Origin of the sequence: Fuscovulum sp. (assembly GCA_035192965.1) — a bacterium.
GTDB lineage: Bacteria > Pseudomonadota > Alphaproteobacteria > Rhodobacterales > Rhodobacteraceae > Paragemmobacter.
Map to the genome: position 1 here is coordinate 1,780,073 of CP136571.1, position 12,930 is coordinate 1,793,002.

Here is a 12,930-nt window from a genome sequence, read left to right on the forward strand (position 1 = left end):
TGCCCCCGGGCGCCGCTTGCAAGCTGGTCTGAACGATCAGAAGCCCGCTTTGATGTTCTCGAATTCCTGGATCATCTTTTCGCGGAACTCGGGCGATACCGGCGTCTGGGCCAGCAGCGTGGTCGTGACCGGGTCGACGAAGGCGGCCTTCAGCTCTTCTGCCGGGATTTCCGCCATTGCGGCGTTGTTGGAATGGGCATAGCCCAGTTCATCCAGCAGCGTCTTGGCCGAGCCATGGGCCAGCAGCGAGTTGATGAAGTCATAGGCCTTGTCTTCCGAACCCGGCGCATCCTTCATGTTCACATAGCCGCAATACCAGGTCGATGCCCCTTCCGCCGGAGAGCGGTTGAACCCGATGGGGAACTCTTCGGCCTGCAACAGCGCCACGCCGTCATTCCACGACCAAGACACCAGAACCTCACCCGTCGCCATCAGCTGCGACAGTTCTGCCGGATCAGCCCAATAAGCGCGGACATTGGGATGCACCGTGCGCAGCCAGTCGGCGGCGGCCTGGAATTGTTCATCGGTCACATTGTCCCAGCTCGTTACGCCGGTCGCCAGGAAGGCCAGCGCCCAGATATCGTCCGAGTTGTCGGGCAGCGAGATGCGGTTGGCATATTTCGGGTCGGCAAAGACCTGAAGCGAGGCAACATCCTCGGCCGGAACTTCGGTCGTGTTATAGGCCACGGCGGTATAGGCGTAATCCGTCGGGATGAACCAGATGCCGCCGTCATCCTTTACATAGGTGGAATTCAGCAGGGCCGGGTTGATGTTGGCAAATTCGGGGATCTTCGACGTATCCCACGGCTCGATCAGATCGGCGCTGCGATAGCGCGGCAGGCTGGCCACGCAAGGATGGGTCACATCGGATTTGAAGCCGGAGGAGACCTTCTGAAAGGCCTCGTCATCATCGGCAAAGAAGGAATAGGTCGGATTCGCGCCATGCTTGGCGACAAAGTCGGTCAGGACACCTTCGATCTCCCATCCGGCCCAGTCAAAGACTGTCATTTCGGGATCGGCGGCGCGGGCTGCGGTCGACAGCGCGGTGATGGTCGCGACAGTCGCAAGCAGAATTCTTGTATGCTTCATTTATTTTCCTCACTGCTGGATCCTTGGCCGCTTTTCCCTCTTCGACCAAAAAGATCAGTTAACGCTATTTCAGGCATGGCCCGGTCTCAAGCCCCCATGCGACATTGGAATTGTTTGCCCCAACGACAAGGGGCGCAGCGGGCCCATGCTGTTTTTTCCGGCAAGAATGCCCGCAAACTGGGCATCTTCCCCGGAAATGGGTCAGATTGAAGATGCAGAATGGAAAGGGAGGGGAGATGTTCAGGGCTTTGGTGGTGGAAAAGGATGCCGCAGGGGTAACGCGCGCAGGCGTGCAGATGCTGGATGAGGCGCATCTTCCTGACGGGAATGTGACGGTGTCCGTCGAATATTCCACGCTGAATTACAAGGATGCGCTCTGCATGGGGTCCGGGGGCGGCATGGTGCGCGCCTGGCCGCATGTGCCGGGGATCGACTTCGCCGGTGTGGTCGAGGCGTCCGGGGATTCGCGCTATCGCCCCGGTGACGCTGTCATTCTGACAGGCTGGCGCGTCGGCGAAAGCTGGTGGGGCGGCCATGCGGAAAAGGCGCGGGTCAAGGCGGATTGGCTGGTGCCGCTGCCCAAGGGGATGACCACCCGGCAGGCCATGGCCGTGGGCACCGCAGGCTTTACCGCCATGCTCGCCCTGATCGCGCTTGAGGCGCATGGGCTGGACCCGGATCAGGGCGAGGTGCTGGTCACGGGCGCGGCCGGGGGTGTGGGATCGGTGGCCGTGGCGCTGCTGGCGACGCGGGGCTACCGGGTGGCGGCTGTCACCGGCCGGCCCGAGACCGGCGACTATCTGCGCCAATTGGGCGCAAGCCGGATCGTGCCACGTGCGGACCTTGCCGATGTGGTGGCCAAGCCGCTGGAATCCGAGACCTGGGCCGGCTGCATCGACAATGTAGGCGGCGCAATGCTGGCGCGGGTATTGGGGCAGATGCAGGCCAACAGTTCCGTGGCGGCCGTGGGTCTGGCAGGCGGGGCAGAGGTGCCGCTGAAGATCACCCCCTTTATCCTGCGGGGGGTGAACCTGTTGGGGATCCATTCTGTGACCGTGCCTTTCGTCAAGCGTCTGATTGCCTGGGAACGTCTTGCGGCGGAACTGCCGATGGACCGGCTTGAGGCGATGGTGCAGGACTGCGCGCTCGCCGATCTGCCAGACCTTGGCCGGGCCATTCTGGCCGGGGGCGTGCAAGGGCGGGTGGTGGTGGATGTGCGCCGCTGAAGCGCGGGTCAGGTGGTTTGACGGCGGCGAAACCTGCCGCTAACAAAGGCATTGAGGGGCAGCGTCCGCGCTGCACCTCTGCCGGCGGGGGAGCCATCCCGTCGGTCCGGCTGGAAGACCTGCCACGGATCGGGACAAGCCCCGCCCGTGCGGGGCTGGCCGGGTCCGACCGGAAACGCTGTTGAGAAAGACCCCAGAGCCATGACCGCGCTAGACCTTGATTTCGTCCGTTCGCAATTCCCGGCCTTTGCCTCGCCGGTGCTGTCGACCCATGCCTTCTTTGAAAATGCGGGTGGCAGCTATCCCTGCCGTCAGGTGGTGGACCGGCTGCATCGCTTCTATACCGACCGCAAGGTACAGCCCTATGCCCCCTATCCCGGCGCGCAGGCGGGCGGGGATGAGATGGACGAGGCGCGCACGCGCCTTGCCGCCATGATGGGCGTGGCGCGGGAAGAGGTGTCTTTTGGCCCGTCCACCAGCGCCAACACCTATGTTCTGGCACAGGCAGTGCGGAAATGGCTGTCGGGCAAAGGTCTGGCGATCATCGTCACGGATCAGGACCACGAGGCCAATTCCGGCGTCTGGCGGCGTCTGGTGGATGAAGGGATCGAGGTTCGCGAATGGCGCGTCGACCCCGCCACGGGATCGCTGTCTATGGCTGGGCTGACGCCGCTGCTGGCGGATGGCAAGGTGCGGCTGGTTTGCTTTCCGCATTGCTCAAACGTGGTGGCCGAGATCAACGATGTGGCCGCCATCTGCGACATGGCCCGCGCGGCAGGGGCACGCACTGTGGTGGACGGCGTCAGCTATGCCCCGCACGGCTTTCCCGACATTCCGGCGCTGGGCTGCGATGTCTATCTGTTCTCTGCCTACAAGACCTATGGCCCGCATCAGGGGATCATGGTCATCCGCGCGCCCTTTGGATTTGAACTGCCGGGGCAGGCGCATTTCTTCAACAACGACACGCTTTACAAACGGTTCACGCCTGCCGGGCCGGACCATGCGCAGATTGCAGCTTGCGCCGGGATGGCGGATTTCGTCGATGCGCTGGCCGCGCATCATGGCGTCACCGGCGATGCGGCGGCACGCAACCGGGGTGTGCATGATCTGATGAGAGCGCAGGAAGTGGCCGTGATCGCCCCGCTTCTGGAGTATCTGGCCGCGCGTAACGACTTGCGGCTGATCGGCCCGCGCGATGCAGCGCGGCGTGCGCCCACTGTCGCCGTCGATCTGGGCCGCGCGGCAGAACCGCTGTCCGAAGAGCTGGGCAAGCGCGGGATCGCCTGCTGGGCGGGCGATTTCTATGCCGTGCGCCCGCTGACGGCGATGGGCGTCGATCTGGAAAAGGGCGTGCTGCGGATGAGCGCGGTGCATTACACATCGGCCGAAGATGTGGCGCGCCTGATCGCGGCTCTGGACGATCTGCTGTGATCCGACGGGAAGGGCGGCGCGTATCACTGCAAAGAATACACAGGCGCGCATGACCCTTCCCCCCCTGATACTCTGGTTTCGCCGCGATCTGCGGCTGGACGACCTGCCGATGTTGCAGGCGGCGCTGGCAAGCGGCCATCCCGTCATACCGCTGTTCATTCTGGACCCCGAGACCGAGGCGCTGGGAGCGGCGGCAAAATGGCGGCTGGGGCTGGGGCTGGCGGCTTTTGCCGCCCGGCTGGAAGGCCTTGGCGCAAGGCTGATCCTGCGGCGGGGCGCGGCGCTGACGGTTCTGGACGCGCTGATCGCGGAAACCGGCGCTGCGGGTGTGCTCTGGTCGCGGCTTTACGATCCGGCCTCCAAGGCGCGCGACAGCGCGGTGAAGGCCGCGCTCAAGGCGCGGGGGTTGCGGGCCGACAGCCATGCCGGCCATCTGATGTTCGAACCCTGGACAGTTGAGACGGGGCAGGGCGGGTTCTACCGGGTCTACACGCCCTATTGGCGTGCAGTGCGTGGGCGCGACGTGGCGGCCCCGACGGTGGCCCCCACGCGCCTGCCAGTCCCGGATGTCTGGCCCGGCTCTGACCGATTGGAAGACTGGCACCTTGGCGCGGCCATGAAGCGTGGCGCGGCGGTCGTGGCGGCGCATGTTCATGTGGGCGAGGCGGCAGCGCAAGCGCGGCTGGAGCGGTTTCTGGCAGAGCGGGTAGACCGCTACGCCATTGCCCGCGATCTGCCGGGCGAGGCGGGAACGTCGAACCTGTCCGAGAACCTTACCTATGGCGAGATCGGCATCCGCCGCGTCTGGCACGCCGCCATGGTCGCCTTTGAACGTGGCAGCGCAGGGGCCGAGACCTTTCTCAAGGAATTGGTCTGGCGTGAATTCTCCTACCACCTGATGCACCACACGCCGCACATCACCCATGCCAACTGGAAACCCGAATGGGACCATTTTCCCTGGCAGGGCGAAAGTGCAGCCGTGGATGCCTGGCGGCGCGGCATGACGGGCGAACCCTTTGTCGATGCCGCGATGCGCGAAATGTACGTGACCGGCACCATGCACAATCGGGGCCGGATGATCGTCGCTTCTTACCTGACCAAGCATCTGATGACGCATTGGAAACTGGGGCTGGACTGGTTCGCCGATTGCCTGACGGATTGGGATCCGGCGGCCAATGCCATGGGCTGGCAATGGGCGGCAGGGTCGGGGCCGGATGCAGCCCCCTATTTCCGCATCTTCAACCCGGCGACGCAGGTGGAAAAGTTCGATCCCAAAGGGGTCTATCGCCGCCGCTTCATCGCCGAAGGCCAACGCGCACCGGTCAGCGACGCGCTTGCGTTCTTTGACGCCGCACCGCGATCCTGGGGGCTCGACCCGTCTCGTCCCTATCCAAAGCCGATTGTCGATCTGGCTGAAGGGCGGGCGCGGGCGCTGGCGGCCTATTCGGCGCGTGGCGAGGGCGGTGCATGACGCTAGGTCATGCCGTGCGACCGCCCCGCAAAGACAGTTTTCAGCTATATGAAACCCTTGAGTGCGCCGCGCGTATCTGTGACTGTTGAACCAAAAAAGAAGAAACGTGGGGAGTCTATGGACGTTCTGACCAGCATAAAGGGCCAATCCGGCCTGCCGCGCTATTTTGCTTCGGCCTTTGCCGTGCTGAAGGGGATGGGCCGCGGGCGGCTTGATTTCGTCATGCCGGACGGGCGGCGCTTTCGGGTCGAGGGTGCGAAACCCGGCCCCGTGGGTGAGGTCGAGGTTCACAATCCCGATGTCTTTGCCCGCCTCGTGCGCGAGGGCGATCTGGGCTTTTGTGATGCCTATCTGGAAGGCTGGTGGTCCACCCCGGACCTGCAGGCGCTGATGGATCTGGTGCAACTGCCGGAAAATGACCCGATCAATGACGGCTTTCCCGGCATGGGTATGTTGCGGCTGTTCGAGAGGATGCGCTTCTGGTTGCAGGGCAACAGCAAGCGGCAGGCCAAGAAGAACATCAGCTATCACTATGATCTGGGCAATGATTTCTATCGGCTCTGGCTCGATGACACGATGACCTATTCCTCGGCCATCTTCCGTACCGGGCAGGAAAGCCTCGAATCGGCGCAGACCGAGAAATACAAGTCGATGGTCGATCAGATGGGGGCCGCGCCCGGCGATCATGTGCTGGAAATCGGCTGCGGCTGGGGCGGATTTGCCGAATACGCCGCCAAGGAACGCGGTCTGCGCGTGACGGCGCTGACGATATCGCAGGCGCAGTATGATTATGCCGTGTCGCGCATGGCCAAGGCGGGGCTGTCCGACCGGGTCGAGATCAAGTTGCAGGATTACCGCGACGAACGCGGCGTCTATGACGGCGTCGCGTCGATCGAGATGTTCGAAGCAGTCGGCGAAAAATACTGGCCGGTCTATTTCGAAACCCTGCGCGAACGGCTGAAACCGGGCCGCCACGCGACGTTGCAGATTATCACCATCGCCGACAAGCGCTGGGAAGTGTATCGCCGCGGCGTGGATTTCATCCAGAAATACATCTTCCCCGGCGGCATGTTGCCCTCTCCCTCGGTGCTGCGCGCCGAGGTGGAAAAGGCCGGGCTGAAGGTGAAAGGCTCCATCGAATTTGGCGACAGCTACAGCCAGACCCTGCGGCGCTGGCATGAGACGTTCAACGCCCGCTGGGATGACGTGGCCCGTGTCGGATTTGACGAAAGGTTCCGCCGGATGTGGAACTTTTATCTCACCTCTTGCGCGGGGGCGTTTCAGGGCGGAAACTGCGACGTAACACAGATTACGGTCACCCGTCCAAGTTGAGGCCACACACATGCCCACTGCCGCAAAGCTGGTTGCCGCGCTGAGCTTTGCCTTTCTGGCCTGGGTGGTCTGCATCATCGTCGAAGGCGTGATGCCCGAAGATCAGCGGGTGGGTTATCTCTACCCCGTGTCTATAGCGGCTGGGGCCTTGGCCGGATGGTTCGTGTCGGGCGCGGCGAAGCGCGCGAAGTATTACGAAGCGGCCTCGACCGGCATCCGAACGGCAGTCACGGCGACATTCATCGCGCTGCTGGCCTTCTCTGTCGCAACAATGCTGTCGATCGCGATGCGCGGGCGCTATCGCGGCCCGATGGACGCGCTTCTGGATATCGTCAACCAATTCATCGACTTTGGCATGATGCTTGTCGCGGCCCCGGTGATCGTGGCGCTGCTTTTTGGCGGTGCCATTGCCGGAATGGTTACAGAATCCGCCGGTCGGCGCTGGCGCTGAGGCAGGATCATCGCAGCCATGGCGCGCTTCTTCTTTTTCGGCACCCTTTGCCATGCCCCGCTATTGCGGCAGGTGCTGGGGCGTGACCTGCCCGGTCAACCTGCCGTGCTGGCCGATCATGCTGTCTGCTGGGCCAAGGACGCGCCCTATCCGTTGCTGATCACGCAGGCCGGGGCCATGGCCGAGGGCCTGCTGCTCGACGGCTTGACCGATGCCGATGTCGCCCGGCTGGATTTCTACGAAGGCGGCTTTGGTTACTTCACGCGCGAGGTTCAGGTGCAGGCCGAAGGGCAGGCGGTCATGGCCCGCGTCTATTTCCCCGATGCAGCCGATGCCAAGGCCGGTGCGGTCTGGTCCCTGTCCGATTGGGTGGCGCGCTACGGCGATGCAGCCGTCGCGACGGCGGGGGATTTCATGGCGCTGATGGGGCGCGTCCCTGCTGCCGCGATTGCCGCGCGCTACGGCGCGATGCTGGTGCGGGGCGCCAGCGCCGTGCGGGCGAAGGAACCTTCCGTTTCGTCGCTGCGGCGGGTAGCAGGTCCCGATGATCTGCAGGTGGCAGACCGCAGGCTCGCCTATGCCAAATTCTTTTCGGTGGAAGAATGGCAGGTCGCTTGGCGGCAATTCGACGGGTCGCTGAATGCGCCGGTGGAACGGGCGGTCTTCGTTTCTTGCGATGCGGTGACGGTGCTGCCCTATGATCCGGTCCGTGACCGTGTCCTGCTGATCGAACAGTTCCGCGCCGGCCCGATGGCGCGCGGCGATGCCGGGGCTTGGCAATTGGAGGCGATTGCAGGCCGGATCGACGCAGGCGAAACGCCGGAACAGGCTGGGCGGCGCGAGGCTGTGGAAGAAGCGGGGCTGACGCTGGGCGCGCTGCTGCCGGTGGCGCAATACTATCCCAGCCCGGGGATCATGACGGAATATCTTTATTCTTATGTCGGGTTGGTCGACTTGCCCGATGGCATAGCGGGCGTCTTCGGCCAAGAGGATGAGGCCGAGGACATTCGCGGCCATCTGATCAGCTTCGACCGGATGATGGAATTGGTGGCCAGCGGCGAGATTGCCAATTCCCCCCTGATCCTGACGGCGCTCTGGCTGCAGCGCGAACGCGCCCGGATACGGGCGGGGGGCTGACCCCGCCCGACCGGATCACAGGGCCAGCGACACCCAGGCCCCGTTGCGTTTCGATGACCGCACGCAGGCATCGACAAAGGCCACGCCGTCCAGCCCGTCCTTCAATCCGGGGAAGGTGACGGCAGGGTCAAGAGCGCTGCCATCGCGCCGGGCAATGATGGCGCGGGCGGCTTCGGCATAGATATTGGCAAAGCCTTCCAGATAGCCTTCGGGGTGGCCGGGTGGAACGCGGGTCACGCGGCCCGCCTCTGGCCCCGATCCGGCCCCGCCCCGGGTCAGGCGGTATTTCGGCTGGCCCAGCGGCCCGACCCACAGATAGTTCGGGTCTTCCTGCGCCCATTCGATCCCGGCTTTTGTGCCATAGACGCGCAGCCGCAACCCGTTTTCGCAGCCTGATGCCACCTGCGAACACCACAGCATCCCCCGCGCGCCGCCTTTGTAGCGCAGCATGACATGGCCATTGTCATCCACCCGCCGCCCCGCAACGAAACTTTGCAGATCGGCAGCAAGACTGTCGAGCTCCAGCCCGGTGACAAAGGCGGCAAGGTTGAAGGCATGGGTGCCGATATCCCCCGTCGATCCGCCCGCGCCGGTGCGTGCTGGGTCGGTACGCCAGTCGGCCTGCTTCTGGCCGCTTTGTTCAATGGGTTCGGCCAGCCAGTCCTGCGCATATTCGACCTGCACCACTCGGATCTCGCCCAGATCGCCATTGCGGACCATGGCCGCCGCCTGCCGGATCATCGGATAGCCGGTGTAATTGTGCGTCAGCGCAAAGATCACGCCCGACGCCTCGGCTGCCTTGGCCAGACGTTTGGCCTCGGGCAGGGTGGCGGTCAGGGGCTTGTCGCAGATCACATGGATACCCCGTCGCAGGAACTGCATCGCCACGGGGGCGTGCATGTGGTTGGGCGTGACGATGGCCACCGCCTCGATCCCGTCCTTGCGGCGCGCTTCACGCGTGGCCATGTCGGCAAAGCTGGCATAGGTGCGCTTTGGGTCCACCCCCAGATCGGCCCCGGATGCCGCGCTCTTTTCCGGATTGGCGGAAAAGCACCCGGCCACCAATTCATACTGATCATCGATCCGCGCGGCGATGCGGTGGACCGCGCCGATAAAGGCATCGCGCCCACCCCCCACCATGCCCAGCCGGATGCGCGGCGCCCGCGCGACATGTGCCCTTGTGATGGCCATTCTGACCCTCTCCCTCATCTTCTCTGTGAAAATATCCCGGGGGTGCGGGGGCTGACCCCCGCTCCGCCCGCTCAGTCCAGACCCAGCATCCGGCGGTTTGCGGCGCGGTCGGTGCCCGCATCGGCGAAATCGTCAAAGGCCTTTTCCGTCACGCGGATGATGTGGTTGCGCACGAATTCCGCGCCCTCTCGCGCCCCATCCTCGGGGTGCTTCAGGCAGCATTCCCATTCCACCACAGCCCAGCCGTCAAAGCCGTATTGCGTGAGCTTCGAGAAGATGCCCACGAAATCCACCTGCCCGTCGCCGGGGCTGCGGAAGCGGCCCGCGCGGTTGACCCAGGATTGGAACCCGCCATAAACGCCCTGCCGCCCGGTCGGGTTCAGCTCGGCATCCTTGACGTGGAACATGCGGATGCGGTCGTGGTAGATGTCGATGTGATCCAGATAGTTCAGATGCTGAAGCACGTAATGCGACGGATCGTACAGCATGCAGGCCCGCGCATGCCCCTTAACCCGGTCCAGAAACATCTCGTAGCTGATCCCGTCATGCAGGTCTTCGCCGGGGTGGATTTCATAGCAGACGTCGATCCCCATCTCTTCGGCATGGTTCAGGATCGGCAGCCAGCGGCGGGCCAATTCGTCAAAGGCCTCTTCGATCAGGCCGGCCGGGCGCTGCGGCCACGGATAGACGTAAGGCCAGGCCAGAGCCCCGGAAAAGGTGGCATGGGCCGACAGGCCAAGATTGCGGCTGGCAGTCAGCGCCTTCTTGACCTGATCCACCGCCCATTCGGTCCGCGCCTTCGGGTTTCCCCGCACGGCAGGGGCAGCAAAGCCGTCAAAGGCGCTGTCATAGGCCGGGTGCACAGCCACCAGCTGGCCCTGCAAATGGGTGGACAGCTCTGTCACGGTGATGCCCGCCTCGGCGGCCTCGCCCTTGAACGTGTCGCAATAGTCCTTGGACGCCGCCGCCTTGTCCAGATCGAACAGCCGCCCGTCCCAGCTTGGCACCTGCACGCCCACATAGCCGCAATCTGCGGCCCAGCGGGTGATGGATTTCCATGAATTGAACGGCGCGGCATCGCCCGCGAACTGCGCCAGAAACAGCGCAGGGCCCTTGATGGTTTTCATTGTGACTCCTCCCTTTTGGTTTCGCCGTGGCACTTCTGGCGCAGGGATGCCGGGCCGGACCGGGTAAACCTGCCTTATCTGACTGCGCCACCGGGTGCGGTTCAAGGAAAATGATCATCGCAAGGGTCTTTGCGCCATGCTTTGCAACTTGATCAAATCCACAGGCAAAGGTTAGCTGTCGCAAAGACTGGCAGGGCAGGGCGGATGGACGAAGAGACGCGCAAGATACCGTCGCATGAGGTCACCTATGGCCGCCTGCGCGACATGATCCTCTTCGGGCACCTGCAGCCCGGCCAGCCGGTCACGATTCAGGGCCTGATCCGCGATCTGGATGCCGGCATGACCCCTGTGCGCGAGGCGATCCGCCGCCTGACCGCCGAAGGCGCGTTGCTCCCGCAGGGCAACCGCCGCGTGGCCGTGCCGCAACTGACGCCCGCATTGCTGGACCAATTGGCCTTTGTGCGTCTGACGGTGGAGCCGAAGCTGGCCGAACTGGCCGGCCGCCACCTGACGCCGGATCTGATCGACCGGCTGGAGGCCATAGATGATCAGGTGGATCAGACCATCCGGGCGGGCGCGGTGAGCGGTTATCTGGAGGCCAACCACGTCTTTCACTTTGCGCTCTATGAGGCGTCGCAGGCGCCCATTCTGGTGGATATCGCGCGTTCCCTCTGGCTGCGCTTTGGCCCTTCCCTGCGGGTGGTCTGCGCGCGGTACGGCGCTTCGGCCCTGCCGGACCGCCACGAAGAGGCCCTCGCCGCGATGCGGGCGGGTGACACGGTGGCGCTGGCGCGTGCCATCGAGAACGACATCCAGCAGGGGATCGACCAGATCCGCCAGGCTCAGGCGCAGGGCGAGATATGAGGGCGTTCCGCCCGGCCCCGGCCGCTGGGGCGTTGCCCCAGACCCCAGGGTATTTGGGCCAAGATGAAGCCGGGTCGATTTCGGAACCGCGCGTTCGATAATTTGATCAAATTCCTTGATGGCGGGCGCGTTTGATCATATGCTGATGCGTGAAGCCTGCCGGTTTGGCGGGCCGCTGATTCCGCGAGGGCCCTTCCATGAACATGATCACCAACCATATGCCGACGGCCGAATTGCAGGCCTTGGACGCGGCGCATCACATGCACCCGTTCACCGATTCCACTGGTCTGGCCAAAAAGGGCGCGCGGGTCATTACCCGCGGCAAGGGCGTCTGGCTGACCGACAGCGAAGGCAATCAGATCCTTGATGGGATGGCCGGGCTGTGGTGCGTGAACATCGGATATGGCCGCAAGGAATTGGCTGATGTCGCCGCGCGGCAGATGGAAGAACTGGCCTATTACAACACCTTCTTTCAAACCACCCATGTGCCCGCCATCGCGCTGGCGGCCAAGATCGCCGAACTGGCACCGGGCGATTTGAACCACGTGTTTTTTGCAGGCTCCGGGTCCGAGGCGAATGACACCAATATCCGCCTTGTTCGGCGCTATTGGCAGGTCAAGGGCCAGCCCGACAAGCGCGTGATCATCGCGCGCAAGAACGGCTATCACGGCTCGACCATGGGCGGAGGCAGCCTTGGCGGGATGGCCCCGATCCATGCCCATGGCGGCATGATCGACGGGATCGTCCATATCGACCAGCCCTATTGGTGGGGCGAGGGCGAGGATATGTCCGAGGCCGACTTCGGCATCGCCCGCGCGCGTCAGCTTGAGGACAAGATCCTTGAACTCGGCGTGGAAAACGTCGCGGCTTTCATCGGTGAACCGGTGCAGGGTGCAGGCGGCGTGATCATCCCGCCCGCCACCTATTGGCCCGAGATTCAGCGCATCTGCGACAAGTACGGCATCCTGCTGATCGCGGATGAGGTGATCACCGGCTTTGGCCGCACCGGCAACTGGTTCGGATCGCAGACCTTCGGCATCAAGCCGCACATCATGACCATCGCAAAGGGCCTGTCCTCGGGCTATCAGCCCATCGGCGGATCCATCGTTTGTGATGATGTGGCGGCGGTGGTGGCCGAAGGGGGCGAATTCTTCCACGGCTATACCTATTCCGGGCACCCGGTTGCGGCGGCTGTCGCGCTGGAAAACCTGCGCATCATTCAGGAAGAAGGCATTGTCGAGCATGTGCGCGATGTGGCCCATCCCTACCTGGCCGAGCGCTGGGCCGCGCTGGCCGATCACCCGCTCGTGGGTGAGGCAAAGCTGGTGGGCCTGATGGGCTCTATCGCGCTGACGCCGGACAAGGCCAAGCGGGCGAAGTTCGCCTCTGAAGCGGGCACTGTCGGCCTGCGCACGCGCGAGCGGTGCTTTGCCAACAACCTGATCATGCGCCATGTGGGTGACCGGATGATCATCGCGCCGCCGCTGGTTATCACGCCGGCCGAGATCGACACGCTGATCGCGCGGGCGACCAAATCGCTGGACGAAAGCTATGCGGGTCTGAAGGCCGACGGTCTGTTGGTCGCCAAGGCCTGAGGGCACCTGCGCCGTA

Annotated in this window: 11 protein-coding genes; 8 read left to right on the forward strand and 3 right to left on the reverse strand. The window is 64.0% G+C overall.

What is annotated here, in order from left to right; translation table 11 throughout:
- Positions 1-36: 36 nt before the first annotated feature.
- On the reverse strand, positions 37-1,089 hold the full coding sequence (locus tag RSE12_08765; GenBank protein WRH64393.1) for an extracellular solute-binding protein: 1,053 nt from the start codon (positions 1,087-1,089) through the stop codon (positions 37-39).
- 236 nt (positions 1,090-1,325) lie between these two features.
- Between RSE12_08765 and RSE12_08770 the strand changes: the two genes are divergently transcribed.
- From RSE12_08770 to RSE12_08795, 6 genes are all read left to right on the forward strand, one after another.
- Entirely contained in the window at positions 1,326-2,315 is a 990-nt protein-coding gene (locus tag RSE12_08770; GenBank protein WRH64394.1) for an oxidoreductase, read from the forward strand.
- A gap of 201 nt (positions 2,316-2,516) precedes the next feature.
- Positions 2,517-3,746: an aminotransferase class V-fold PLP-dependent enzyme gene (locus RSE12_08775; GenBank protein WRH64395.1), complete on the forward strand. Its 1,230-nt coding sequence runs from the start codon at positions 2,517-2,519 to the stop codon at positions 3,744-3,746.
- A gap of 49 nt (positions 3,747-3,795) precedes the next feature.
- Entirely contained in the window at positions 3,796-5,217 is a 1,422-nt protein-coding gene (locus RSE12_08780) for a deoxyribodipyrimidine photo-lyase (protein ID WRH64396.1), read from the forward strand.
- A gap of 117 nt (positions 5,218-5,334) precedes the next feature.
- Positions 5,335-6,549, forward strand: coding sequence for a cyclopropane-fatty-acyl-phospholipid synthase family protein (locus RSE12_08785; GenBank protein ID WRH64397.1), 1,215 nt, complete (start codon positions 5,335-5,337; stop codon positions 6,547-6,549).
- A 10-nt stretch (positions 6,550-6,559) separates the two neighbouring features.
- Positions 6,560-7,000: a TrgA family protein gene (locus RSE12_08790; GenBank protein ID WRH64398.1), complete on the forward strand. Its 441-nt coding sequence runs from the start codon at positions 6,560-6,562 to the stop codon at positions 6,998-7,000.
- An 18-nt stretch (positions 7,001-7,018) separates the two neighbouring features.
- Positions 7,019-8,137 carry a gamma-glutamylcyclotransferase gene (locus RSE12_08795; GenBank protein WRH64399.1) on the forward strand — a complete coding sequence of 373 codons (1,119 nt, stop codon included), beginning with the start codon at positions 7,019-7,021 and terminating at the stop codon, positions 8,135-8,137.
- Positions 8,138-8,152: 15 nt separating this feature from the next.
- On the opposite strand, the gene RSE12_08800 is transcribed toward RSE12_08795, so the two are convergent.
- The gene (locus RSE12_08800) at positions 8,153-9,328 is read right to left on the reverse strand and encodes a Gfo/Idh/MocA family oxidoreductase (GenBank protein ID WRH64400.1); all 1,176 of its coding nucleotides are present in this window, start codon (positions 9,326-9,328) and stop codon (positions 8,153-8,155) included.
- A 71-nt stretch (positions 9,329-9,399) separates the two neighbouring features.
- Positions 9,400-10,455, reverse strand: a complete 1,056-nt coding sequence (locus RSE12_08805) for a sugar phosphate isomerase/epimerase (protein ID WRH64401.1) — start codon at positions 10,453-10,455, stop codon at positions 9,400-9,402.
- A gap of 204 nt (positions 10,456-10,659) precedes the next feature.
- On the opposite strand from RSE12_08805, the gene RSE12_08810 reads away from it, so the two are divergent.
- Both RSE12_08810 and RSE12_08815 read left to right on the forward strand, forming a co-directional pair.
- The gene (locus RSE12_08810) at positions 10,660-11,319 is read left to right on the forward strand and encodes a GntR family transcriptional regulator (GenBank protein ID WRH64402.1); all 660 of its coding nucleotides are present in this window, start codon (positions 10,660-10,662) and stop codon (positions 11,317-11,319) included.
- A gap of 197 nt (positions 11,320-11,516) precedes the next feature.
- Positions 11,517-12,914, forward strand: coding sequence for an aspartate aminotransferase family protein (locus RSE12_08815; protein WRH64403.1), 1,398 nt, complete (start codon positions 11,517-11,519; stop codon positions 12,912-12,914).
- Positions 12,915-12,930 lie beyond the last annotated feature (16 nt).

Coding starts and splice junctions, on each gene's coding strand:
- RSE12_08785 (WRH64397.1), top strand. CDS start 5,335: ATGGACGTTCTGACCAGCATAAAGGGCCAATCCGGCCTGCCGCGCTAT.
- RSE12_08765 (WRH64393.1), bottom strand. CDS start 1,089: ATGAAGCATACAAGAATTCTGCTTGCGACTGTCGCGACCATCACCGCG.
- RSE12_08795 (WRH64399.1), top strand. CDS start 7,019: ATGGCGCGCTTCTTCTTTTTCGGCACCCTTTGCCATGCCCCGCTATTG.
- RSE12_08810 (WRH64402.1), top strand. CDS start 10,660: ATGGACGAAGAGACGCGCAAGATACCGTCGCATGAGGTCACCTATGGC.
- RSE12_08815 (WRH64403.1), top strand. CDS start 11,517: ATGAACATGATCACCAACCATATGCCGACGGCCGAATTGCAGGCCTTG.
- RSE12_08800 (WRH64400.1), bottom strand. CDS start 9,328: ATGGCCATCACAAGGGCACATGTCGCGCGGGCGCCGCGCATCCGGCTG.
- RSE12_08780 (WRH64396.1), top strand. CDS start 3,796: ATGACCCTTCCCCCCCTGATACTCTGGTTTCGCCGCGATCTGCGGCTG.
- RSE12_08775 (WRH64395.1), top strand. CDS start 2,517: ATGACCGCGCTAGACCTTGATTTCGTCCGTTCGCAATTCCCGGCCTTT.
- RSE12_08770 (WRH64394.1), top strand. CDS start 1,326: ATGTTCAGGGCTTTGGTGGTGGAAAAGGATGCCGCAGGGGTAACGCGC.
- RSE12_08790 (WRH64398.1), top strand. CDS start 6,560: ATGCCCACTGCCGCAAAGCTGGTTGCCGCGCTGAGCTTTGCCTTTCTG.
- RSE12_08805 (WRH64401.1), bottom strand. CDS start 10,455: ATGAAAACCATCAAGGGCCCTGCGCTGTTTCTGGCGCAGTTCGCGGGC.